Below are 21,913 nucleotides of genomic sequence, written 5' to 3'. Positions count from 1 at the left end.
TAACCAACATCACCACTGAGGTAACCACCATGAACAAACACACCCTGGCCTTCGGCTTGATGGCCGCTCTCGGGTTCTCAACCACCGCCCTTGCCGGCGGCGCTGCCCCGAGTATTCACGTGTACAAATCCCCGACCTGCGGCTGCTGTGGAGACTGGATAGACCATCTGGAAGAAAACGGTTTTGACGTCACCGCTACCAACAGCAACAACATGGGCAGAATTAAAGCCGAAGCTGGCCTGATTCCAGGCTTAGGCAGCTGCCACACCGCAACCGTGAACGGTTACGTCATCGAAGGCCACGTACCGGCTGATGACATCAAGCGCTTGCTCAGCGAAACACCCAAGGCCACCGGTTTGAGTGTTCCGGGTATGCCGGCAGGCTCTCCGGGCATGGAGATGGGTGATCGAAAAGATCACTACAAGGTGATTCTGTTCAACGAGCAGGGCCAAACCCGGGTGTTTTCGGAACATCATTGACCCCATCAATACGGTGCCGAGGCTCGGAAGTCCCAGCACAAACTGCCTATTTTTTCTACACTCAGGCAGCCTAGTGTTCTATGATTGAGGTTCACGCAGACAGACGAATAACAGGGACACGTTTTTGAGCCTCAAAACTCGGTTTCTAGGCATCGTAACGCTGCTGATCGTAATCGCGGCAACGGCATCTTGGTTGGCCTATCAACACTTGTCTTCAAGCATTGTCGAGCGCTGGGGCAAACAAGTCGCAGAAATCCAGGTTCGGTACGACAGTGCTCGTCTTCTGCAATCGTTAGAACGGGAAATCGGCCTCGCCCGACAAATGGCACAATCCTCAGCCATTCTCCGTTGGGCAGAAAACCCCGAGAATGACCAAGCGAAAAAAATAGCCCTCAAGCAACTGGAAAGCTTTCGGACTAACTTCCGGGGTAAAAGCTATTTCGCGGCACTCAGAAACAACCACCACTATTACTTCAACAACGCAAAAAACGAATATGCGGATACCCCGTTTCGGTACGTGCTCGATCCCAATAAGCCCGATGACGCTTGGTTTTATCAGTTGATTGACGAGGGGCGAGACTTCCACATCAACATCAATCCGGATCAAGAGCTAGGTGTGACCATGCTCTGGATCGACGTGCTGATTCGCGATGAAAACAGCAATATCCTCGGTATGGTCGGTACCGGTCTGAATCTGGACAACTTTCTGGCAAACATTGTCGACCTGAACCAAGAGGGCATCACCACGCTGTTTGTGGATTACAACGGCGCCATTCAACTCTACCGAGACCGCAACTACATCGACTTTGCTAGCATCGTCAAACCCGAAGGCCAAAAAAACACCATCGACTTGCTGTTTGAAGCCTCCCAAGACAAACAAAAGATTCTGGGCATGCTGCAGATGCTCAAAAAACGCACACATGAGAATAGCCCGATTGAGAGTGGCTTCGTCACAATTAATGGAAAAAAGCACTTGGCTGGTGTCGCGTTTCTGCCAGCGATAGGCTGGTTCGAGATTACCCTGCTGGATTTGAATACACTCATCCCAACCAGCTTCCTTTGGCCGCTCATTGCTGTTTTTCTAGCCAGCCTGCTTGTTACTTTGCTGGTCTTTCACCAAATTATTCAATCACGCATCCTGAAGCCGGTGATGAACTTGGAACAAGGTGTCCAACGCTTACAAGATGGCCGTTTCGATCTGCCGTATCTGTCTAAACCGGATAACGAGATCGGCCGACTGGTCGATCACTTCGAGAAAATGACGACGGCCCTGCGGGACACCACCCACGACCTCGAAAGCAAAGTCATCCAACGCACAGAGGAGCTGCACAAACTCGCACGCATCGATGCCCTCACGGGTTTGAAGAATCGCCGAGGCCTCGACGAAGCCATCGGCTCGTCTATCCATAAATCACGGCGTGAAGGCACAGGCTTAGGTCTCATCTGGCTGGATATTGACCACTTCAAAACCATCAATGACACCGAGGGCCATCAAGCGGGTGACGAGGTCCTTCGGAATGTTGCTCGTTGGCTTGAAACCTCGGTGCGTCCCTATGATCACCTGGGCCGCTGGGGCGGAGACGAATTTGTTGTCGTGCTATCGCCGTGCGATGAAGAAATACTGGAACATATATGCCACCGCATACGAGCCTGTATTGAGCAGGAAAGTACTTACACCGGTACTCCGGTTACAGTGAGCGTGGGTGGCTATTTCTGCCAATCAAACGATAGTCTGGACACCGTCCTGCGCAATGCTGACAGTGCCCTGTATATCGCCAAGAATGAAGGTCGAAACCGGGTCTACATCCAGACCGGTATTGGCGAAGAGATCCAGACCTCCCGACAAATCTGACTCGCACTGGCAGAACCGTTATACTTCGCAGCATCATCCATTTTAAGCCCAGGTTACTTCTTCATGCTCAATGCCGACGCTCTCAATCAGTTGCGCCAGCTGAAAACCGATATCAAAGAAAACAAGGTGGTCTTCCCCGGTACCGTTAAGTCCACCAACGGGCGTTTTGGGTTCGTTGCCCTCGATGAAGGCCGGGACGTGTTCCTGCCTCCCGAGGAGATGCAGAAAGTACTACCCGGCGACCGAGTCAACGTCACTGAGCAGGAAGCCGACAAAGGCAAAACCCAGGGCGTCATCGACGAGCTTCTGGAAACCAATCTGACCACCTTTGTGGGCCGCTATCTGGTCAAAGGCAAAGGCCATTTTGTGGCACCGGAAACGCCGGGCATCAACCGCTGGATCTTCATTCCGCCGAAAGAGCGCATGGGCGCTGAGCCTGATGACTTCGTGTATTGCCAGATCCACCGCCACCCGATCAAGGATGGCAAAGGCCAAGCCAAAATCTTGCGTATTATCGGCAAAACAGGCGAGCCCGGAATTGAGCGCGCCTTTACCCTTGCCAACTTCGATCTGGCCGACGCTTGGCCGGAGAAAGTTCAGCAACAAGCCGACAGCCTGACGGAAGAGAGCATCGCCGCCGTCACAGACGGGCGCGAAGATCGCACCGACCAGCCGTACGTGACCATCGATAGCCCGGGCACTCAAGACATGGACGACGCCTTGAAGGCGACACCAAACGCCACCGGCTGGACTCTGTCGATCGCCATTGCAGATCCCTCGGCCTTGATCGAACCCAACAGCCCGGCTGAGCAGGAAGCCTTCAATCGAGCCACCGCGATTTATTTCCCCGGTGAGCCCTTGCCCATGCTGCCAGACAGCATCAGCACCCGCTTGTGCTCGCTGATGCCCGATGTTCCGCGCCTGGCTCTGGTGTGTGATCTGCAAGTAAACAACGATGGCAGCCTCGGCGAATACAGCTTCCACCAAGCGGTCATCCGCTCCAAAGGCAAGCTGAGTTACGAGCTGGTCGCCCACCTGATCGAAGGCCGGGAAGACGATGAGATCAACGCTCTTCCTGACGACGTCAGCAACAGCCTGGACCAGTTGCACCAGGTGGCCACGGCGCTTCGCAAGTGGCGCTCTGAACACGCACTACTAAGCAGCGATCGACCTGAATTCCGCCTGCGTCTGGATGAAAACCGCCGTATCCGCCTGATCGAGCCTTCGGTTCAGAACGAAGCACACCGTTTGGTGGAAGAGTGCATGGTCGCAGCTAACCGCTGTGCCGCAGACTTCCTGAGCCAGCAGAGCCATGGCCTGTTCATTCAGCACCCGGGCCTGCGCGACGACCGCGCCGACAACATTCGTAAACTGCTCGAAGGCTATGCCCCGCACTTGGCGGATATCGATGTCAGTAGCGCAGACGGTTTCAAAGCGTTGATGAAGCAATGCGAGCAACTGGACGCAGAAGTGCCAGTGAAATCCATCTTGTCACGGCAATTGGCTCGCGCAGAACTCAGCGCAGAGCCTGCACCGCACCAAGGTATGGGGCTGGCTGCGTACACCACGTTCACCTCGCCGCTGCGTAAATTCTCGGACTATTACGTGCACCGGTTGATCAAAGCCGCCCTTTGGGATACGCCCATCAAAGCGCTGAACAAGGACCAGCTGGAAACGCTGCAGGCGACTCAGTTCCGAGCACGCCAAGCCGCCAACTCGCTGGAAACCTGGCTGAAGGCCGACTTTGCCAAAACGCTAACGGATGAGCCGATGGAAGGCACCATCAGCCGCACCGTACCAGCTGGTTTCTTCGTGCGTTTGGACAGCAACGGTTTGGAAGGCTTTGTCAGTTGCCGGGATCTGGAAGGAAAGTTCGGGTTTGACCCGATCACTCTGCGACTGGTTCACAACAAGAACGGTCGCATCTTCCAGCTTGAGCAGCGGGTCACCGTCAGCTTCGTAGGCGTGGACGATGAGCGGAGGCAGATCAACTTCAAGCTGGTCAAGGCCGAGGAAATCGCCACCGGCCAAAACAACGAGGGCGGTTAATACCGCCCCGTTTTACTTCTCCAGCATTTGGGTCAGGCGGGCATCTTTAGCCTGCCAGACCTCACCCAACCAGCTCTTCATATTCTGACGGTGCTCAGCATCGTTGGTGTAGTCCCGCCCGTTCAGGTGCTCCGGAATATTCTGGGTTCGAATATCCATTTTGATTTCAGGCACCTTACCGCACAGAAAGTCCCAGAAGGTTGGCGCGCCATTCGGATAGGCGATAGTGACGTCCACCAGAGTTTCGATGGAATCACCCATGGCATCCAGCACAAACGCAGCCCCACCGGCCTTAGGGACCAACAAGTGCTGATACGGTGAACTCTGTTTGTCGTGTTTAGCCTTGGTAAAACGCGTGCCTTCCACAAAGTTCATCACGCTGACCGGCGTATAACGGAATTTCTCGCAGGCCTTGCGGGTAGCTTTCAAATCCTCGCCGCGCTTTTCCGGATGCTTGATCAGGTATTCCTTTGTGTAACGCTTCATGAATGGGAAATCGAGCCCCCACCAAGCCAGACCAATCACCGGCACCCAGATCAGCTGCTGTTTCAGGAAAAACTTCAGAAACGGCGCCCGGCGGTTAAATACCCGCTGCATCGCAAAAATATCCACCCAGCTCTGATGATTACTCAGCACCAAATACCAGCTTTCCCGCTTCAGGTTGTCGGCACCAATCACCTGCCAATCGGTATTTTGCGTCAGTTTCATCCAGCCGGTATTGCACGCCACCCAAGATTCGGAAATCCAGATGATCACTTTGGTGCAAAGCACACGGAAGCCTTTATGGGGAATCACCAGTTTCAGGAGTGCCGGGATATACAACAGCACACACCAGAACACCGTATTGATGGCCAGAAGGATAGAATTGAGCACGCCTAAAATAGGAGCTGGCAGAAAACTAAGCATTGATGGTCCTGTTTTGATTCTTGTCGCCAAAAGGAACGCCATCATAACAATCGACGGCGTCCTTGGGCAGTGGCCGAACGTGACCACTTCGCCGGCACTTTATGACAATTTCGCCATAGACTGAATATGGATTCAGTCCTACTCTTGATGCCATTCTGACTCTAGCGCACCAACGGACAACCTATGTTTAAGCCACTGAAGCTTGCCATCAACACGGCATCAGACCTCTCCCGCCAAAGCCGTCAATACGCCGGCAATGCCTTTGACCGTGTGTTCAAGGCAGCCAGCATGGTTCAGGCAGGGCAAACCCCGTTTGAAACCCTTCATACGAACGGGCTCGTCAGCCTCCGTTACTACCCACCACTAACAGACGATGCCATCGAAATTGACGGCACGATGATCCCGGTCGAACGCTCAGCGCACAAAACTCCGATCGTGATCATTCCCCCGTTAGCAGTGAACATGCTGATCTACGATCTGTTCCCGACCCGCAGTTTGGTGCGTTTTCTGCGGGCCAAGGGCTTTGAGGTTTATTTGATCGATTGGGGCATTCCCCAGCGGGAACATACGCACTACAACCTGCACACCTATGTTGCAGAACTGTTGCCCGAGTACCTGAACCGCGTCCGCGAACACAGTGGCGAGCAAGAATTGTCGCTGCACGGCTGGAGCATGGGTGGCATGTTCACCATGTTTTATTCGGCACTCAGCCAGGACCAGCACATTCGCAACGCCATCGTTGTCGGCCTGCCCATCGACAGCCACGCCTCCGGCGTTCTCGGCTTGATGTACCAGAGGCTGGCTGATATCGCCGGGGCTGTATACCGGCGCACCGGCTTCCACATCCACAAAGTAAAACCCCACTGGTTCCACACCCCGGGCTGGGCCAATACCATTGGTTTCAAGCTTTCCAACCCCATTGGCAGCGCCATGGGCTATTGGGAACTGCTGGTACGTCTGGGCGACCGAGAGTTTGTTACCAACCACGCCACCACCTCGGCGTTTCTGGACAAGATGGTGGCCTACCCGGGCGGTGTCATTCAGGACACCTTGGTTCGGGTCTGGATTGATAACCAGCTGGCCAAAGGTCAAATCCAGATTGGCGAAGACTTTGCGCGCCTAGAGAACGTAAACGCCAACCTGCTGGCCATCGCCGGGGAGAGCGACACTCTGGCAACACCCGACGCAGCAAAGCGAATCATGGACCACGTCAGCTCTGTGGATAAAACTTTCCAAATCGCGCCCGGCGGGCACATGGGCATTCTCGCCGGCAGCAAAGCCCCGAAAGCCAGCTGGTTTGCGTTGGCGGATTGGCTGGCCGCCCGCTCCAATTAAATCGTTGGAGTTGCCTCCCATGAGGGTGCGCCGTGACATTTCGGGCACCCTCACCTAAACTCCAATCGATGAAATCTGTTGATATATTAAATCTCGACCTGCGTTCGCTGGCGACCTTCATTGCCGTTCTGGACGAAAGCAGCGTATCCCGCGCGGCTGTTCGCTTAGGTGTCAGCCAGTCTGCGGTCAGCCACACCCTTGACCGCCTGCGCTTAGCCTTCGGCGACCCGTTGTTTGTGAAGTCAGGGCGAGGCATTGTGCCCACCGAATACGCGTTGCGTACCGGCCCTCACATTCGCCATCTGCTGGACGACCTCCGCACCCTGCCCTCGGGCCCACCGTTTGATCCGGCAACCGCTGAATTCACCTTCACCATCGCGGCCAATGATTACCAACGGGACTTACTACTGCCTGGCTTGGTGAAGATTCTTCGTGAGCAGGCACCGGGCATTCATTTGCAGGTGATTCCCTCGGGCATTCCCAACCCGGACATGCTCAGAAAAGAAGCCTGCGATCTGGTGATCAGCCCCCATGCGCCAGAAGCCACGGACATCATGCAACGCGGCTTGATGGCCGACCGCATCGTCGTGTTCTACGACCCAAACATGCGCGAAGCACCCGTGGGCATGGACGACTACATGAAAGCCGACCACATCACCGTGCTGTTCTCCGCCGGTGAAAAGCCTGGGTTGGACAGTACACTGGATACCCGAGGCGTTCAGCGCAGAAGTATGGTGACGGTCTCTAACTTCTCCGGCTTACCTGAGCTATTGCGAGGCACCAGCATGCTCGCCTCGGCCCCCGAACGCATGAGCACCCAGCTGATGCGCGACTTCGCCTACGTACCGCTGCCATTCGAATACAATCCCTTCACCCTGCTGATGCTCTGGCACCGCCGCCACCAAACCGACCCCGCCCACCGCTGGGTTCGCAACCAGGTGAATTCGGTCGCCGCCACCATGAATGGCTTGAACGACTAATCAATCAATTTCATTCATATATTAAATGAAAATCTGAGCGTTATTTTTTCGCGTTTATCCCCCTAGACTTCCGCACCATACGTTCGCCGGCGTTGTCGGGGGGAGTGCCTCCCAAAACTGTGCGGAGCCATGGATGGCGGAGCCCAAGCGTCACATGGACGTGCCGAAGGAGCGTGTTTTGGGAGGCACTCCCCCCGACAACGCCAAACACCAAAGCCGGAAGCAAGAATGCTCGCACTAACAAGTATCTGGACAACTATTTTACTGGCCGCTGCCGTTGCCCTCGCGCCAATGGCAATCGACATGTATTTGCCTGCGTTCCCACAAATAGGCAGCGACTTTGGTGCGAACACCGCGCAAGTTCAGTTAACACTGAGCATTTACATCGCAGGCTTTGCCTTCGCTCAGTTAATCTGCGGGCCATTGGCGGACCGGTTCGGGCGCAAACCCATCATGATCGGCGGCATGTTGATATTTGCCCTGGCGAGTATCGGTTGTGCACTGGCAACAAACATCGAAACACTGCAGCTATTTCGCTTTCTGCAAGCCTTGGGCGGCTCCGCAGGGCCGGTGCTTGCACGCGCCATCGTAAGAGACGTATACACACCCAGAGAGGCCGCCAAAATCCTCGCCATGCTGGCCGGCATGATGGCGCTGGCACCCGCCATTGCGCCTACGCTGGGCGGCTTTATCGTTGCCATCTTCGATTGGCACTGGATCTTCATCGTCATGGCCGCCTACGCCCTGATCATGGTTGCCGTCATCGCATTCGGCATCCCAGAGCCCCTACGACCGGAAAACCGCCAGCCGTTCCGGATGTGCAGCCTATTGCGTAACTACCGGTTAGTGAGCACCGACCCCACCTTTATCGGCTACGCGCTCACCAGTGCAGCGGTCTACGGCGGCCTGTTCGCTTACCTGTCTGGCTCTGCCTTCGTGTTGATCGAGGTGCTTGGCGTAGCCCCCGAACACTTCGGCCTCTACAACGCCGTCACCGCCGCTGGCTACTTGGTCGGCAACGTTGCTTCGATCCGTTTAACGAGCCGCTACACGCCCGATCAAATCCTGCGCTATGGCCTGCTGTGCGGCCTTGTCTCCGGCGCCATCATGGCAGCACTGGCTTATAGCCAGCTCTATAGCCCATGGGCCGTGGTACTGCCGCAAGCCGCTGTCATGGCCTCACTGGGCATGATCCTTCCCCAAAGCATGGCCGGTGCACTGGCCAACTTCCCGAAAATGGCTGGCTCCGCCTCGGCCTTACTCGGCTTCACCCAAATGGCCGCCGCAGCCACCGCAGGTGCCTTAGTCGGCCACCTGCACGATGGCACGCCCTTAGTCATGGCGACCATCATTACCGCCTGCGCGGCTCTGGCTCTGTTCGCCTACCTGTTTCTTGTACAGCGTTATCCTGCACAGGACTTTGAAGCACAGGGGGCTAAGTCGTAACGCCCCCTCTTATCTTTAACTCTTTGGGGACAGCACCGATGTTTGAAGCATGGTTGGGTGGGGCTTTCCAAAAATGTGCGCAGCCATGGATGGCGGAGCAGAAGCGTCACATGGACGTGCCGAAGGAGCGGTTTTTGGAAAGCCCCACCCAACCATGCCTCCCCAAAAATCAGATGACTCAAAGATCATAAAGATGAAAACTCTTTCGATTTAAGCTAAACAGGGTAAGTACACAACCTCAAAACCAAAAAAGGGAGCAACACATGCCAACTAACGTCACTCTCGACGGAAACCCGATCGAACTCAGCGGCACCTTCCCAAGTGCCGGCGACAACGCCGCCCCCTTCACCCTGACCACCAGCGGACTGGAAGAAGTCAAACTCGACAACTGGGCCGGCAAACGCAAAATCCTGAACATCATCCCCAGCATCGACACCGGTGTCTGCGCCGCCAGCACCCGTAAATTCAACGAAAAAGCTGGCAACCTAGACAACACCGTCGTCCTCGTCGTCTCTGCCGACCTGCCCTTCGCAGCGTCCCGATTCTGCGGCGCAGAAGGCCTGAACAACGTTGAAACACTCTCAACCTTCCGCAACTACAGCTTCCAGCAAGACTACGGCGTAGGCATCCAAAACGGCCCCCTAGCCGGCCTGTGTGCCCGTGCGGTTGTGGTTCTGGATGAGAACGACAAAGTTATCCACAGCGAACTGGTGAGTGAAATCAAAAACGAGCCAGACTACGAAGCAGCACTGAAAGTTCTCTAATAGCTCGAGAACATCCCAGCTTCGATGGAGTACCAACTCCTCCGTCGAGGCCGTTGGGCGAGAGTGCCCCTCCAAAAATGTGCGGAGCCAAGGATGGCGGAGCAGAAGCGCCCCATGGATGGGCCGAAGGAGCGGTTTTTGGAGGGGCACTCTCGCCCAACGGCTTACTCCAAAAGCCAGATCAACGCACCAACCCCATGACCTGTTAGAATCTGCGCCAAACCCCCAACCGAAGGCCCCAAAACCAACGTGCAACAAGCCCTACAAAACGCCTCCCTAGGCCGCCAGCTCTACCACATGACCTGGCCCATGCTGTTTGGTGTCCTCTCATTGATGACATTCCAACTCACCGACAGCGCCTTCGTCGGCCAACTCGGCCGCGACCCACTCGCGGCACTGGGCTTCACCGTACCCATGCAACAACTCGTCAGCGGCATGTACGTCGGCCTCGGCATTGCCACCACCGCCATCATCTCCCGCACCCTGGGCCAAGGTGACGAACAACGGGCACAACGCCTCGGGGGGCTCGTGATCGCCATCGGCGCCGGCCTCGCACTGACCTTGTGCATCTCAGTGTGGCTACTACAAACCCTGATACTCGATCTACTCGGTGCGGAAGAAACATTGCGCCCCGTCATCCGCGAATACTGGGCACCGTGGCTCACCTCCGCTTGGGTCGGCGCCATGGTCTACTTCAGCTATTCCATCAGCCGCGCCAACGGCGACACCCGATTACCCGGCTACATGATGATCGCAACCAGCCTGCTCAACATCGCACTGGATGCCCTCTACATATTCGTATTCGGCTGGGGCCTGCCCGGCGCTGCTTGGGCCACCATCACCGCCTTCAGCATCGGCGGCCTAATCATGTTTCCGATGCTGCTCAAACGCCAATGGTTACGATTCGACCTGCTCCAACTGCAATTACTCAAAGCATCTAAACAGCTCGGCGGCATCATGGCCCCCGCCATGGTCAGCCAGCTGATGCCGCCCTTGGCCGCCATACTGGCCACCGCCCTAGTCGCCGGATTCGGCTCAGCCGCCGTGGCCGCCTGGGGCCTAGGCACCCGGCTGGAGTTTTTCTCGATTGTAGTCGTGCTGGCACTCACCACGTCCATGCCACCCATGGTCGGGCGTTTGCTGGGGGCCGGGGAAATTGACCAGATCCGTAAACTGGTGCGCATTGCCGTGCGGTTTATCATCGGCTGGCAGTTGTTCATCGGGTTGGTCTGGCTTGGCGCTTCCGGCGTGGTATCCACTTTGTTCAGCTCTGATACCAACGTACAAGAAGTACTGGTCAGCTACTTGCTGCGCGTACCGTTAAGCTACAGCGGTTTAGGCGTGTGCATTCTGATGGTCTCCATCAACAACGCCTTGGGCATGTCCATGCGGGCATTGCTGATCTCGGTACTGCGGTTGTTCGCCTGCTACCTGCCAATGCTCTGGCTTGGTTCACAGATCGGCGGGCTACCCGGGCTGATGACCGGGGCACTGATCGGCAACCTGCTCGCAGGCATCATGGCCTACAGTCTGTACCGTCAGGGACAAAAAACGTTAGATTGCAGCGCACGGGATGACGCTCCCAAAAGGTGAGAACCACGGATTCAAAGATTCCGTGCCCCACCACCTTACCGGAAGCTAATAAAGTCGTAACAAGACTAAATAATATATAATTATCAACAAGATAAAAGCATTACAACCCATCTATGCTCTGCAGAATGAAGTACACATGTTGTCAGATAACGACACCTATGCCAGCCTGATTACCGAGCTACATTGCTCGACGACAAAGCAGCATCGTTTTACCTAGGGCTAAAGGCCGTCGCTTTCTCAAAGCCTCACTCCGAGAATCGACAAGGATTAAGGAACACCTGCCCCTTTAGCCCAGAATTCATGCAATTATTTTCAAGACGAGGATAAAGTTATGAATAACGACATTTTGGAAGGCAACTGGAAACAGCTCAAAGGTAAAGTGCGCGAACAATGGGGTAAATTGACCGACGACGACGTTGAAGAGATCGGCGGCAAAAAGGACAACTTTATCGGCAAACTTCAGGAAAAGTATGGTCTGAAGAAAGACGAAGCCGAGAAAGAGTGGAACAAACTCTCCAACTGATCAATATTTCCACACTACTGCAGTGGTTCAATGATTCCGAACCGATGGTGCACCCCGCGCCATCGGTTGCCTACCTACTAACCCCTTACGAAAACCGCGCGCGGAAGCTCTCCGGCACCGGGGTCACTTCACGAGTGTTGTAGTTAAAGAATACAAAGCCATATTTCGCCATAGCCACGGGCTGGCCACTGTCGGCTTTGGTTACCCGGAACACGAAGTCCCCACCGTACTTGTTGAAGTCCATCAGCCCCACTTCAAACCGCAGCATATCCGGATAAAACGATTCACCTTGGTACATGGTGGCGAGGTCGGTGACGATAATGCCATTACCACTCGGATCGGCTTCTTTGATGCCATTTGCCACGAGGAACTGCGCGCGAGCTTCCGACAGCATGGAAATCAGTGCATCGTTACCCAGATGATTGGCGCCGTTAATGTCGCTGATTCGAACGGGCAGCAGGGTTTCGAAGCTGAAGGCGTCGTCCGGGAATTCCAGTTTGATTCTTGCCACGGTGGTTTCCTGTTTTACGATCATTTTAACGTGGGTGCATCATACCCTTGCGGTTGTGACTTCTCATCTTATGTCGGTATCGGGTATCTTGGGTCTTGCCCTTGCGCTTTTGACTTTGGAGCGGGCAATGATTGGGGGTGGGCTTTCCAAAAACCGCTCCTTCGGCACGTCCATGTGACGCTTCTGCTTCGCCATCCATGGCTACGCACATTTTTGGAAAGCCCACCCCCAATCATCGCTCGACTATTCGAGGCGCATCTGGAATAACAAAACAAGAGTGATCTATGAGCATTCGTCCTGCGGCCACTTTGGCTCTGACTCGCGATAGCGAGAACGGTATTGAAGTCCTTCTGCTGCAACGCACCTGGGAAGCCATTTTCCTGCCCGGTTATTACGTCTTCCCCGGCGGGGCTGTGAACGAGCAAGAGCCCGAGTGTCGAGATCATGCCATCGGCGTGGAAGACTCCGCCATCAGCCAGACCATGAGTTTGGTCGGAGGCGGCGGTGTGGATTACATGCTGGCTGCGGTTCGGGAATGCTTTGAAGAATCCGGCGTTCTGCTGGCACTGGATAAAACCGGAAAGTTGATCGGTGCAGACCATCCTGTGCATGCAGATCGCGATGCCCTGTTCCGGGAAACCATCTGCTTGGCGGATTTGTGTAAGAAGCATGAGTTAACCTTGCCGCTCGACCACTTAGCGTATCTGAGCCACTGGGTCACACCACCGGGGCCACCACGCCGGTTTGATACCCGCTTTTTTGTTGCCGCGGCACCCGAAGGGCAAGCCGCCAGCCATGATGGCGAAGAAACCATCGATCACGTCTGGATTTCCCCGGCGCAGGCACTGGCGGAACACAAAGCCGGCCAACGGTTGTTGGGACTACCCACCATTCGAACCTTGCGGGTATTGTGCGACTTCAACACCACCTCCGAGTTAATGCGATACGCCCACGCCAATCCGCCCGATCCCTTCCCGACCGACCCGTGGCCGGCGCTTCGGAAAGGCCAACAGATATTTCTTGAGCCCAACGCCCCAGCCTATGATGAGGCGGTAAAGCTGGACCCGGAAGGGGCCGGTTCGGTGAGCGCCCAGATTACGCCGGGTGAACCGGTTGAAGTGGCGGCCGGCGTGGTTCGGCTGACCGCGCCGAACCCGGGGATGATGACCGGGCCGGGCACCAACACGTATATTCTGGGCTTCGACCGTTTTACCGTGATCGATCCGGGGCCTGCCAATGAGAGCCATATCGAACACATTCTTGAGGTAACCGGCGGCACGGTGGATCAGGTTGTGGTCACTCACACCCACCACGACCACTCACCCGGCACCCGACTGCTGAAAGAACGAACGAATTGCAGAGTATTCGGCTGGCCGGCGCCAGAAGGTGCCGGGCAAGACACGGGCTTCACCCCAGATGCCATACCCGAAGACGGAGAACTGATTGCCACAGAAGCCGGTGTGCTGAAAGTTCTGCACACCCCCGGCCACGCCTCAAACCATCTGTGTTATCTGCTAACGGATCAGGACCTGCTGTTTTCCGGTGACCACATCATGCAAGGCTCAACGGTGGTCATCAATCCACCGGACGGCGATATGAAGGCGTATGTGGAATCACTGTACGAATTGCTGGAAGAGAAGATTCAGTTCATTGCCCCGGCACATGGGTTTCTGATGGGGCAGCCGGAGGCCGTGGTGGATTATCTGATTACCCACCGTTTATCGCGCGAGCACAAGGTGTTTCGAGCGTTGGAAGCGTCAGCTCCGGTCACTCTGAAGGATTTAACCGCGAAGGCCTATGACGATGTGCCGGCCGCGATACACGGGCTGGCAGCGCGCTCAGCGCTGGCACACCTTCTAAAACTGGAGGCCGAGCACAGGGCATTCCAGAAAGGGGATCTCTGGCATACCAAGCGCCCGGCGTAACCGTCGGGCTATTTTTTAGCGATCACCCATACCGCGTGAACAATCCCCGGAATGTAACCGAGAAGGGTCAACAGGATGTTGATCCAAAAGTGCTTTCCGATGCCCACCTGTAAAAACACGCCCAGGGGCGGTAACAGAATCGCAATCAAAATACGCAAAAGGTCCATACAGTTCTCTCCTTAGTCTCGGTATAACAATACATACGATTGCAAGATAGTTCAGTTATACACAATCAGCGGTCTGAATTCGGCCCAGAATTATGAAATTGGCATTACAGCTTCTTCACAGCCGTATTCATTACTCCCCGCGAGCCCTATCCTAGGGCCGTTTGGTTAAAGTACTCGAGGATTTATGCTGTTTCAACGTCATCACCACCGCACTACCCACACGATGCTCGCCGGTTTTTTCCTGGCGCTGGCACCCTTCAGTGCATTGGCTGATAACCCGAATGCTCAGGCTGTTTCCGAAACGCCTGAACCTTTGGTCGCTCAACTGGCCGAGGACGAGAGTGTTGAGGATGTTGTTCATTCCGAGCCACGGCGCGACACCCAGAAAAAGTCATCACCAAAAGCCAAAGAACCAGCCCAGCCCGAAGCCAAGAAGGCCGCTAAAGCGGGAAAGCAAAGTACACCCACATCGGAACCCAATGCCACCAAGCCCAAGCAGCCAAGAAAAATTGCGCCTAATGTGGACCTGAAAGAAGTCGCGCCGATGCCAGAGCCGGAGCCAGAACCAGCTCCCGAACCTGTGCAAGACGATGCTACGACGACAGGCACCGCAGAACCACAAGAGCAAACACCACCCGCAGAAGGCGAGCCAGAGATGGCCGAAGCCGAGCCCATTCCTTCGGAAGCCTTCACCTTGCTCGGCAACGAAGTATTACCGGGCACCTCGACCCGGCTGGCTTGGACCCCAAACATTCAGATAGCCGGACTATCCCAAACCACACCAGTTCTGGTGGTTAACGGTGCCCACGCCGGGCCCACCCTATGTCTAACCGGCGCCATCCACGGCGACGAGTTGAACGGCATCGAAATCGTACGGCGAGCCATGTACGACCTGGACCCGGCCAAATTGAGTGGCCAAGTCGTCGGCGTGCCCATCGTAAACCTCACGGGATTCCAGCAAGGCAGCCGTTACCTACCCGACCGTCGTGACCTGAACCGGTATTTCCCGGGCCGCTCCGATGGCACTTTGGCGGACCGAATCGCTCACTCCCTGTTCAACAGTGTCATCCGTCACTGCGACATGTTGGTAGATATCCACACCGGATCCCTCAAGCGCACCAACCTGCCGCAATTGCGCGCCGACATGAACAACCCGGAGGTCGCCGAATTTACCAAGGGCTTTGACCGAATGGCCGTTGTGCACAGTTCAGGCTCTGAAGGCATGCTGCGAACAGCCGCGGTCAATGCGGGTATCCGGGCGGTGACGCTGGAAGCCGGGGAGTCGCTGCGCATTCAGGAGCACCAGATCAAAGCCGGCGTAAACAGCCTGAACAGCCTGATGGAAAAGCACGGCATGATCTCCCGCATGTTTGTTTGGGGTGATCCTCAACCCGTGTACTACGACTCTCTGTGGATTCGTGCCCAGCACGGCGGCATTCTTTTCAGCGAAGTGGAGTTAGGTGATCGCATCTCCGAAGGACAAATTCTGGGCTACGTGGCCGACCCCATCACCAACGAGCAATACCCGATTCGCTCAAATGCCAACGGCCGTGTGATCGGAATGGCGGTGGATCAAGTGGTGATGGCGGGATTTGCCGCCTACCACATTGGTACAGAGGCAGAAGTTCCAGGAGAGTAGTATGCTAGGCGTTTAATGCACCGAGCCTGAAGGATGTGAAAGTGGCTGCAGAGAACGCCGGCATCGTGCCCCGAACACCGGGGCTGGCCTATATCGGTTTAGTACTGACGCCCCTGTTCTGGGCGGGTAATGCGGTGGTCGCGCGTGGAACGGTGGACAGCATTCCACCGCTCTCCATGTCGTTCTGGCGCTGGGTCATCGCCCTGTGCATTCTGTTGCCTGTCGGGCTACCCGGCGTTTGGCGCCATAGGCAAGTGATTCGCCAGCACCTCGGCTCGATGCTGGCTTTGGCCACCTTCAGTGTGGCTGCGTTCAATTCATTGCTGTATTACGCCGCCCTGACCACCACCGCCACCAACATTGCACTGATCAACTCCACCATCCCGATTTTTGTCGCGCTACTCGCTTGGCTGCTTTTGGGCGACAGAACCCGCCCGCTTCAAGCCTTAGGCATTGGCTTGGCCATTTTGGGCATTCTCACGGTGGTGGCGCAAGGCGACCTGTCTGTTCTGCTCAACCTGCAAGCCCAGCCCGGGGATTTGATAATGGTGGCGGCCGTGGCCAGTTGGGGGCTGTTTTCAGTACTGCTCCGGCGACAGGCCGTACCACTGCCACCTCTGACCTTTCTCACCACTCAGATTCTGCTGGGCAGCTGTGTGCTGTTGCCGTTCTACCTGACTGATTTAGTGTTCTTTTCCGGCGGCTTCAGCTGGTCTGGCAGCACCGCTCTACCTCTGCTGTACTTCGCCATCTTCCCCGGTATTCTGGCGTACGGTTTCTGGAACTACGGCGTGCAGCAGATTGGCCCCGCCAAAGCGGCGATTTTCATGTACTTGGTGCCAGTGTTTGCCTCGGTTCTGGCCAGTATTTTTCTGGATGAAGCACTGGGCGCGCCCCACCTGATTGGCGGTGCGCTGATTCTGTCCGGGCTGCTGCTGGCAACCCGGGTAGGCCGGCGCCCGCCGGTCTAGCTCGTATTAACGCTGCGCCAAGGCTGCCTCTACACGGGCGAGTACCTGCTCCAATACCGCTCTAGGGCAACCGATGTTTAGCCGCATAAAGCCGCTACCCGGCTCACCAAAGGTAATGCCCGGGTTCAGGCCAACACCCGCTTGTTTAACAAAGAACCGTTTCAGCCCGGCGTCGTCTAACCCCAACTCCCGGCAATCCAGCCACATCAGATAGGTGCCTTCCGGCGCAGCCACCCGGATACCCGGCCACCGCGCGGCCACCTGTTCCAGCACGTAGTCCCTATTGGCCTGCAGATACGCCATCAGGTGATCCAGCCATTCGCCACCTTGGCGATAGCCGGCTTCAAAGCCTGCCACGCTGAACGGATTACACTGAGGCAGGTGCAAAGAATCAAACACCGCCTTCATCGCTTGGCGGCGTTTCGAGTCTGGAATCACCAGTGCTGACAACCCCAAACCGGGCATATTGAAGCTCTTGCTCGGAGCAATCGCCGTCACCAACACATCATCGGCCCCAGCCAAGCGGGCCAGCATGGTGTGGGCAGGCTTATCTGGATAAACCAAGTCGCAGTGAATCTCGTCGGTCAGCACCACCAATTGATGCCGGCGTGCAATATCGAGAACCGCTTTTAGCTCTGCCTCGGACCACACCCGGCCAACCGGGTTGTGAGGCGAACAAAACATCAGGATGCGGGCATCCGGCTGAGCCGCGCATTGCTCCAGATGCTGCAGATCCATGCGATATTGGCCGGTCTCTGCATCCTGCACCAACGGGTTTTCAATCACCGTTCGGCCGCTCTGTTGTACTGAGCTGAAGAACGGTGGGTACACCGGCGGCTGGATGATCACGCCTTCACCGGGCTCGGCATACGCCATGCAGGCCGCATGAAGCGAGGGCACCACACCCGGCGCCATCAAAATCCAATCTTTCTCGATGCGCCAATTGTGGCGCTCGGCAAACCAATCCATGATGGATTGATAAAGGCTGTCCGGGAAAATCGTGTAGCCGTACACCGGATGTTCGGCCCGGGCCTTCAACGCGGCTGTCACCGCCTCGGGCGCGGCAAAATCCATATCGGCGACCCACACCGGAATCACATCGTCACGGCCAAACACGGCCTTGCGCACATCAAACTTCACAGAAGCGGTGTTTTCTCGTTCTATCGGCTGGTCAAAATCCATAGCTACCGTCATTCCCCATTAGCCTTACTAACAGCTACTTGTCGAAACCGTTCAGAATTGCGAACCTGCCTAGTTTTAACGCAGCCCGCTCCGGAAAATTTATGATCGCGCAAATACTAGCCACCATGCTACCCGTATTCCTGATTGCTGGCTGCGGAGCATTGTACGGGCGTTACCGAACGCCGGACATTCAGGGCCTGAACCTGCTCAACATGGAGCTTTTCGTGCCCATGCTGGTGTTTGCGGTCTTGGCCGACCAGCAAGCCCCCTTGCAGCACTATGGCTGGCTGGCGCTGGCCGCAACCGTGGTGGTACTGGGCTCCGGCATTATTCTGTATCCGTTAGCCCGGGTGCTGGACCTGAACCTGAAAACCTTCCTGCCGCCGATGATGTTCAACAACTCCGGCAACATGGGCATTCCTTTACTGGTGCTGGCCTTCGGCGAAGCGGCCCTGCCCGCCGCCATCGTGTTGTTCATTGTCGAAATGCTGCTGCATTTCTCCGTTGGCCTGTACATGCTGGACCCACACACCTCCGTGCTGAAACGCCTGCGCCAACCCATCGTGTTCGCCAGCATCGCCGGGCTCGCGGTGAATTTCAGCGGTGTCGCCCTGCCCAGTTGGCTGCTGGAAGCCCTGAATATGCTGGGCGGCGTGTGCATTCCGCTGATGCTGTTTGCCTTGGGGGTGCGCATGCTGGACGTGGACTTCAGCGACTGGAAGCTGGGCATGATCGGCGCCATCGCTTGCCCCCTCAGCGGGCTTGTACTGGCCTGGCCGTTAATTGCCTTTCTCGACCTTCCGGGCTTGCAGGTAGCCGCGCTCTGGGTGTTTGCCGCCCTGCCTCCGGCAGTACTGAACTACATGGTGGCGGAACAGTATCGCCAAGAGCCGCACAAAGTCGCCTCTCTGGTGCTCATCAGCAATCTGGGCAGTCTGGTGGTAATGCCTATCGTGCTGGGCCTCGTGTTTGCTGCAGGTTACCTCTAAGCAACTTGCAACAACCCGTTTTATGGCCGATGGTTAGGGTTCAGCTTGCTGATTTCATAACCGATACGGAGGTCTTCCCTTGAGCGTTCTGCTTCTCGTTCTCAGTGCTTTGGTGCTGATTTATTTCAGCATAGGCGGGAAAACCGCAGCGATTGTATTGTCGGCAGCCACCTTGGTTGGCGTGGCACAAGACGACTGGCACATTCTCAGCTTTCTAATCGGTGGTTTGTTACTGGCGCTAGCCTTACTGATCGTACTGCCCAGCGACCTGCGCCGGGAGAAACTCAGCCGACCTCTGCTCAGCTGGGTACGTGGCCGCTTGCCCAAACTCTCCTCCACTGAAGAAGAAGCCCTCAAATCCGGGTCAGTAGACTGGGACGGCGAATTGTTTTCCGGCAAACCGGAGTGGAACAAACTGTTAGATGCTGCACCGGCGCACCTCACCAGCGAAGAACAAGCCTTCCTCGACGGACCGGTGGAAGAACTCTGCAAAATGCTGGATGACTGGCAGATAACCCATGAAAATTACGATCTGCCCGAAGACGTCTGGGCGTTTATTCGCAAGAACGGCTTTTTCGGCTTGGTGATTCCGAAAGAAGACGGCGGCAAAGGTTTCTCCAACACCGCCCATTCCGAAATCGTGATGAAGATTTCTACCCGCAGTGTCTCGGCCGCCGTCACCGTGATGGTGCCTAACTCCTTAGGCCCGGGCGAGTTGCTGATGCACTACGGCACCGACGACCAAAAACATCATTACCTGCCCCGCCTCGCCGGCGGCGAAGAGATCCCGTGTTTTGCCCTGACCTCCCCCATCGCTGGCTCCGACGCCGGCGCCATCCCGGACAAAGGCATCGTCTGCAAAGGGGAATGGAACGGCGAAGAAGTGATGGGCCTGAAGGTAACCTGGAACAAGCGCTACATCACGCTGGCACCGGTCGCCACCCTGATTGGCCTTGCCATCAAAGTTTACGACCCGGAACACTTACTCGGCGAACAAGACGAAATCGGCGTGACCTGTGTGCTGGTGCCCCGAGATACCGACGGTGTGCATGCCGGTACGCGCCACCTACCGATGAACACGGTCTTTATGAACGGGCCCACTTGGGGTACCGAGGTGTTCATTCCTATGGATCAGGTGATTGGCGGCCAGGACATGCTCGGCAAGGGCTGGACCATGCTGCTGGAATGCCTGTCCATCGGCCGCTCTATCTCGCTGCCTGCTTTGGGCACCGGTGCCGGCAAACTGGCCAGCTTGGCCACGGGTTCCTACGCCTTTACCCGGGAACAGTTTGGCCGCACCATCAGCCAGTTTGAAGGGGTTCAGGAAGCACTGGAGCCCATCGCTGGCTACACCTACATGATGGACGCCGCGCGCCTGCTCACCGTGGGCATGCTCGACCGAGGCGTGCGCCCGGCCGTGCCTTCAGCCGTCTTGAAGTACCGCAACACCGACCTGATGCGAGAAGTGATTAACCACGCCATGGACATTGTGGCGGGCCGTGGTGTGATCACCGGCCCCCGTAACTTCCTGGCCAGGGCCTACCAAGCTGTGCCGATCGGCATCACCGTGGAAGGCGCCAACATCCTGACCCGCAGCCTGATGATCTTCGGTCAGGGCTCCATTCGCTGCCATCCGTTCATCGTGGATGAGATCGAAGCCGCCGGCATGGAAGATCAAGAAGCAGCGACGAAGAAGTTTGACGATATTTTCTACAGCCACCTGGCCCACACCACCCGCAACTCGTTGCGTGCATTTGTGCTGGGGCTGACCAAGGGCTGGCTGGAAACGGCCCCCAGACAAGGCGATATCCAGAGTTACTATCGCCAACTTGGCCGCTTCTCGGCTGCCTTCGCCATGATGACCGACGTAACGCTACTGACGGTAGGCGGTGGTCTGAAAGCCCGGCAGCGGCTGTCTGGCCGCATGGCCGACTGTCTGGTGCACCTGTACTACGCAACCGCGGTTATCAAACAATGGCACGAAGAAGGTTACCCCGAGGATCAACGCGACTTGGTGGAATGGAGCCTGCAAACCTGCCTGCATGACCTGCAGAACTCCATGCGCGAAGCCATCATCAACTTCCCGGTACCCGCACTTCGCTGGCCGTTGCGCATTTTGGTATTCCCGCTCGGTGCGACCGGCCTGAACGGTCCTGATGACAAGCTCGGCACGAAAGTGGCCGCCACCATCGTGGACGACACACCGGTACGTGAGCGCATCAGTCGGGGCACTTTCACCACCCAGGACCCGAACGATCCTTTAGGGCGAGTGTTGAACGCTTACCGACTGGCCAACGAAACCCACGAGATGCGCCAGCGTCTGCACGAAGCCATTCGCAGCCGCAATGAGGATGAACTGGATGGCATCGCCCTGCTAATGGGCCATCAACGCAAAGAACTGGTGGACTGGGCCTGTGCTCAGGGCATAGTAACGGCGGATGAGTGCCCGAAACTGGAAGAGGCGCTTACTGCGCTGTACGACGTGATTCGCGTTGATGCGTTTGAGCCGGACGGCCTGAAGTCTCTGGCCCAAACCGCCAAGGGCAAGCGGAAGGTGGTAGAACGGCCCAAGAAAAAACACTAACCGCTCATTGGGGGGCGA

At 56.4% G+C, this 21,913-nt stretch carries 18 protein-coding genes; 14 read left to right on the top strand and 4 right to left on the bottom strand.

Annotated features, from left to right (window positions below; genetic code table 11):
- The first annotated feature begins 29 nt into the window (after positions 1 to 29).
- From ACNQ6O_RS00320 to ACNQ6O_RS00310, 3 genes are all read left to right on the top strand, one after another.
- The gene (locus ACNQ6O_RS00320; RefSeq protein WP_418051271.1) at positions 30 to 479 is read left to right on the top strand and encodes a DUF411 domain-containing protein; all 450 of its coding nucleotides are present in this window, start codon (positions 30 to 32) and stop codon (positions 477 to 479) included.
- 124 nt (positions 480 to 603) lie between these two features.
- Entirely contained in the window at positions 604 to 2,331 is a 1,728-nt protein-coding gene (locus ACNQ6O_RS00315) for a diguanylate cyclase domain-containing protein (protein ID WP_418051270.1), read from the top strand.
- Between the two features lie 63 nt (positions 2,332 to 2,394).
- On the top strand, positions 2,395 to 4,380 hold the full coding sequence (locus ACNQ6O_RS00310) for a ribonuclease R family protein (RefSeq protein WP_418051269.1): 1,986 nt from the start codon (positions 2,395 to 2,397) through the stop codon (positions 4,378 to 4,380).
- Between the two features lie 12 nt (positions 4,381 to 4,392).
- Here ACNQ6O_RS00310 and ACNQ6O_RS00305 read toward each other — a convergent pair whose 3' ends face one another.
- Positions 4,393 to 5,286 (bottom strand): acyltransferase, encoded by an 894-nt coding sequence (locus tag ACNQ6O_RS00305; protein ID WP_418051268.1) that lies wholly within the window; start codon positions 5,284 to 5,286, stop codon positions 4,393 to 4,395.
- Between the two features lie 183 nt (positions 5,287 to 5,469).
- Between ACNQ6O_RS00305 and ACNQ6O_RS00300 the strand changes: the two genes are divergently transcribed.
- From ACNQ6O_RS00300 to ACNQ6O_RS00275, 6 genes are all read left to right on the top strand, one after another.
- Positions 5,470 to 6,621, top strand: a complete 1,152-nt coding sequence (locus tag ACNQ6O_RS00300) for an alpha/beta fold hydrolase (RefSeq protein ID WP_418051267.1) — start codon at positions 5,470 to 5,472, stop codon at positions 6,619 to 6,621.
- Positions 6,622 to 6,689: 68 nt separating this feature from the next.
- Complete coding sequence (locus ACNQ6O_RS00295) at positions 6,690 to 7,601, top strand: LysR family transcriptional regulator (RefSeq protein ID WP_418051266.1); 912 nt, start codon at positions 6,690 to 6,692, stop codon at positions 7,599 to 7,601.
- Positions 7,602 to 7,829: 228 nt separating this feature from the next.
- Entirely contained in the window at positions 7,830 to 9,047 is a 1,218-nt protein-coding gene (locus ACNQ6O_RS00290; protein ID WP_418051265.1) for a Bcr/CflA family multidrug efflux MFS transporter, read from the top strand.
- A 263-nt stretch (positions 9,048 to 9,310) separates the two neighbouring features.
- On the top strand, positions 9,311 to 9,811 hold the full coding sequence (gene tpx, locus ACNQ6O_RS00285) for a thiol peroxidase (protein WP_418051264.1): 501 nt from the start codon (positions 9,311 to 9,313) through the stop codon (positions 9,809 to 9,811).
- A gap of 297 nt (positions 9,812 to 10,108) precedes the next feature.
- Entirely contained in the window at positions 10,109 to 11,404 is a 1,296-nt protein-coding gene (locus ACNQ6O_RS00280) for an MATE family efflux transporter (RefSeq protein WP_418052243.1), read from the top strand.
- Positions 11,405 to 11,735: 331 nt separating this feature from the next.
- A complete protein-coding gene (locus ACNQ6O_RS00275; RefSeq protein ID WP_418051263.1) occupies positions 11,736 to 11,927 on the top strand; it encodes a CsbD family protein in 192 nt (63 codons plus the stop codon).
- A gap of 85 nt (positions 11,928 to 12,012) precedes the next feature.
- On the opposite strand, the gene ACNQ6O_RS00270 is transcribed toward ACNQ6O_RS00275, so the two are convergent.
- On the bottom strand, positions 12,013 to 12,438 hold the full coding sequence (locus tag ACNQ6O_RS00270; protein ID WP_418051262.1) for a thioesterase family protein: 426 nt from the start codon (positions 12,436 to 12,438) through the stop codon (positions 12,013 to 12,015).
- A gap of 284 nt (positions 12,439 to 12,722) precedes the next feature.
- On the opposite strand from ACNQ6O_RS00270, the gene ACNQ6O_RS00265 reads away from it, so the two are divergent.
- On the top strand, positions 12,723 to 14,363 hold the full coding sequence (locus tag ACNQ6O_RS00265; protein WP_418051261.1) for an MBL fold metallo-hydrolase: 1,641 nt from the start codon (positions 12,723 to 12,725) through the stop codon (positions 14,361 to 14,363).
- 8 nt (positions 14,364 to 14,371) lie between these two features.
- On the opposite strand, the gene ACNQ6O_RS00260 is transcribed toward ACNQ6O_RS00265, so the two are convergent.
- Positions 14,372 to 14,530: a YqaE/Pmp3 family membrane protein gene (locus ACNQ6O_RS00260; RefSeq protein ID WP_091998138.1), complete on the bottom strand. Its 159-nt coding sequence runs from the start codon at positions 14,528 to 14,530 to the stop codon at positions 14,372 to 14,374.
- 184 nt (positions 14,531 to 14,714) lie between these two features.
- Here ACNQ6O_RS00260 and ACNQ6O_RS00255 point away from each other — a divergent pair, with 184 nt between their 5' ends.
- Together ACNQ6O_RS00255 and ACNQ6O_RS00250 are read left to right on the top strand one after the other, a co-directional pair.
- Entirely contained in the window at positions 14,715 to 16,169 is a 1,455-nt protein-coding gene (locus ACNQ6O_RS00255) for a succinylglutamate desuccinylase/aspartoacylase family protein (protein WP_418051260.1), read from the top strand.
- A 41-nt stretch (positions 16,170 to 16,210) separates the two neighbouring features.
- Complete coding sequence (locus tag ACNQ6O_RS00250; protein ID WP_418051259.1) at positions 16,211 to 17,140, top strand: DMT family transporter; 930 nt, start codon at positions 16,211 to 16,213, stop codon at positions 17,138 to 17,140.
- 6 nt (positions 17,141 to 17,146) lie between these two features.
- On the opposite strand, the gene ACNQ6O_RS00245 is transcribed toward ACNQ6O_RS00250, so the two are convergent.
- The gene (locus tag ACNQ6O_RS00245) at positions 17,147 to 18,334 is read right to left on the bottom strand and encodes a MalY/PatB family protein (protein ID WP_418051258.1); all 1,188 of its coding nucleotides are present in this window, start codon (positions 18,332 to 18,334) and stop codon (positions 17,147 to 17,149) included.
- An 89-nt stretch (positions 18,335 to 18,423) separates the two neighbouring features.
- On the opposite strand from ACNQ6O_RS00245, the gene ACNQ6O_RS00240 reads away from it, so the two are divergent.
- Both ACNQ6O_RS00240 and ACNQ6O_RS00235 read left to right on the top strand, forming a co-directional pair.
- Positions 18,424 to 19,311, top strand: a complete 888-nt coding sequence (locus tag ACNQ6O_RS00240; RefSeq protein ID WP_418051257.1) for an AEC family transporter — start codon at positions 18,424 to 18,426, stop codon at positions 19,309 to 19,311.
- A gap of 79 nt (positions 19,312 to 19,390) precedes the next feature.
- Complete coding sequence (locus ACNQ6O_RS00235; protein ID WP_418051256.1) at positions 19,391 to 21,895, top strand: acyl-CoA dehydrogenase; 2,505 nt, start codon at positions 19,391 to 19,393, stop codon at positions 21,893 to 21,895.
- The last annotated feature ends 18 nt before the right edge of the window (positions 21,896 to 21,913 follow it).

The sequence above is a fragment of the Marinobacter sp. SBS5 genome (assembly GCF_048285575.1).
GTDB lineage: Bacteria > Pseudomonadota > Gammaproteobacteria > Pseudomonadales > Oleiphilaceae > Marinobacter.
This window is presented reverse-complemented; position numbering and strand designations above follow the sequence as displayed.

What these genes read in the sequence shown, in the direction of transcription:
- ACNQ6O_RS00320 (WP_418051271.1), top strand. Translation starts at nt 30, where the DNA reads ATGAACAAACACACCCTGGCCTTCGGCTTGATGGCCGCTCTCGGGTTC.
- ACNQ6O_RS00310 (WP_418051269.1), top strand. Translation starts at nt 2,395, where the DNA reads ATGCTCAATGCCGACGCTCTCAATCAGTTGCGCCAGCTGAAAACCGAT.
- ACNQ6O_RS00305 (WP_418051268.1), bottom strand. Translation starts at nt 5,286, where the DNA reads ATGCTTAGTTTTCTGCCAGCTCCTATTTTAGGCGTGCTCAATTCTATC.
- ACNQ6O_RS00300 (WP_418051267.1), top strand. Translation starts at nt 5,470, where the DNA reads ATGTTTAAGCCACTGAAGCTTGCCATCAACACGGCATCAGACCTCTCC.
- ACNQ6O_RS00295 (WP_418051266.1), top strand. Translation starts at nt 6,690, where the DNA reads ATGAAATCTGTTGATATATTAAATCTCGACCTGCGTTCGCTGGCGACC.
- ACNQ6O_RS00290 (WP_418051265.1), top strand. Translation starts at nt 7,830, where the DNA reads ATGCTCGCACTAACAAGTATCTGGACAACTATTTTACTGGCCGCTGCC.
- tpx (WP_418051264.1), top strand. Translation starts at nt 9,311, where the DNA reads ATGCCAACTAACGTCACTCTCGACGGAAACCCGATCGAACTCAGCGGC.
- ACNQ6O_RS00280 (WP_418052243.1), top strand. Translation starts at nt 10,109, where the DNA reads ATGACCTGGCCCATGCTGTTTGGTGTCCTCTCATTGATGACATTCCAA.
- ACNQ6O_RS00275 (WP_418051263.1), top strand. Translation starts at nt 11,736, where the DNA reads ATGAATAACGACATTTTGGAAGGCAACTGGAAACAGCTCAAAGGTAAA.
- ACNQ6O_RS00265 (WP_418051261.1), top strand. Translation starts at nt 12,723, where the DNA reads ATGAGCATTCGTCCTGCGGCCACTTTGGCTCTGACTCGCGATAGCGAG.
- ACNQ6O_RS00260 (WP_091998138.1), bottom strand. Translation starts at nt 14,530, where the DNA reads ATGGACCTTTTGCGTATTTTGATTGCGATTCTGTTACCGCCCCTGGGC.
- ACNQ6O_RS00255 (WP_418051260.1), top strand. Translation starts at nt 14,715, where the DNA reads ATGCTGTTTCAACGTCATCACCACCGCACTACCCACACGATGCTCGCC.
- ACNQ6O_RS00245 (WP_418051258.1), bottom strand. Translation starts at nt 18,334, where the DNA reads ATGACGGTAGCTATGGATTTTGACCAGCCGATAGAACGAGAAAACACC.
- ACNQ6O_RS00240 (WP_418051257.1), top strand. Translation starts at nt 18,424, where the DNA reads ATGATCGCGCAAATACTAGCCACCATGCTACCCGTATTCCTGATTGCT.